The sequence below is a fragment of the Okeania sp. SIO2B9 genome, assembly GCF_010672505.1.
Taxonomy (GTDB): Bacteria; Cyanobacteriota; Cyanobacteriia; order Cyanobacteriales; family Microcoleaceae; genus Okeania; species Okeania hirsuta.
The window spans coordinates 1-1,165 of record NZ_JAAHGK010001753.1 but is presented as its reverse complement, the minus strand read 5'-3'; the positions used below and the strand labels follow the sequence as shown (position 1 = coordinate 1,165).

Below are 1,165 nucleotides of genomic sequence, written 5' to 3'. Positions count from 1 at the left end.
TTATTACCTACAATTAAGGTATGAAGCTAGTTGAACGTCATGTTATCACCAAATCACATTATTTGTGGTCAGCTTGTGACCAGAAGGCTTTTTTGTCAAAAAATCTGTTCAATTTAGCCAATTACCATGAGCGCCAATATTTTTTTGAAAACAAAAAGAAACTAAGCTTTAATCAACTGTATCATCTAGTATCTAAGAGTTACGATGATCAAGCTTTGCCAACTAAAATTAGTAAGCAAATAATCAGAAGATTAGACTCAGCTTGGAGTAGTTATTTTGCCGTTTTAAAAGCATGGCAAAAACAGCCCCATAAATTTTTAGTCAGACCAAAAATCACTAAATATAAAAACAAAACAAAAGGTCAAAATATTTTAGTCTATTATCACGAATCAATTGACAAAAAAACTCTCAAAAAAGGAAGATGTAACTTATCCATGAGTGAGTTAAAAATTCCCAGATAACAAAAGTCAATTATAGAAGTGAGAATAGTACAAAAAAGCAGCTGTTATATGATTGAAATACTCTCTGAAAAATCGGAGAAAACAACAGATAATCAACAGGTAGCAGGAAGAGACTTAGGAGTGAATAACTTAATGGCTGTAACTACAAATCAAACAGGTGTAGCACCTTTATTGATAAATAGCAGACCATTAAAAGCGATTAACACCCTTGATAATAAAAAACTATCCCTGATACAATCCCAACTGAAAACCAAAAATCATCAAAACTCATCTAATCGGTTAAACGCTCTAACTCATAAACGAAACTGTAGAGTAGAAAATTATCTACATACAGCTAGTAAAAGAGTAATAGATTGGTGTGAGGTACACCAAATAGGAACCTTAATAATTGGACAGAATGAAAAGTGGAAACAATCTATTAATCTCGGGAAAAAGAACAATCAACAGTTTGTTAACATACCTGATTATAGATGAATAGAGATGTTAAGATCTAAAGCTCATTAAAAAGGGATAAAAGTAATAATTACCGAAGAATCCTATAGATCACAATCAAGTTCTTTAGAGCAAGATGAATTACCAAAATCTGGTGAGTCAAAACCGATATTTAAAGGAAAAAGAATAGCAAGAGAATTGTATAAAACAGGAGAGAAGAAGTTATTAAATGCTGATGTGAATGGAGCATTTAATATAATTAGAAAAGTAAT

General features: G+C 31.2%; 2 protein-coding genes. Both read left to right on the top strand.

Features of this window, described 5'->3' with window-relative positions:
• The first annotated feature begins 92 nt into the window (after positions 1-92).
• Positions 93-461, top strand: coding sequence for a transposase (locus F6K13_RS34190; RefSeq protein WP_287290094.1), 369 nt, complete (start codon positions 93-95; stop codon positions 459-461).
• A gap of 48 nt (positions 462-509) precedes the next feature.
• Positions 510-935 carry a transposase gene (locus tag F6K13_RS34185; protein WP_287290092.1) on the top strand — a complete coding sequence of 142 codons (426 nt, stop codon included), beginning with the start codon at positions 510-512 and terminating at the stop codon, positions 933-935.
• Positions 936-1,165 lie beyond the last annotated feature (230 nt).

Excerpts from the sequence above, each read along its gene's own strand:
- F6K13_RS34185 (WP_287290092.1), top strand. The coding sequence starts at position 510 with ATGATTGAAATACTCTCTGAAAAATCGGAGAAAACAACAGATAATCAA.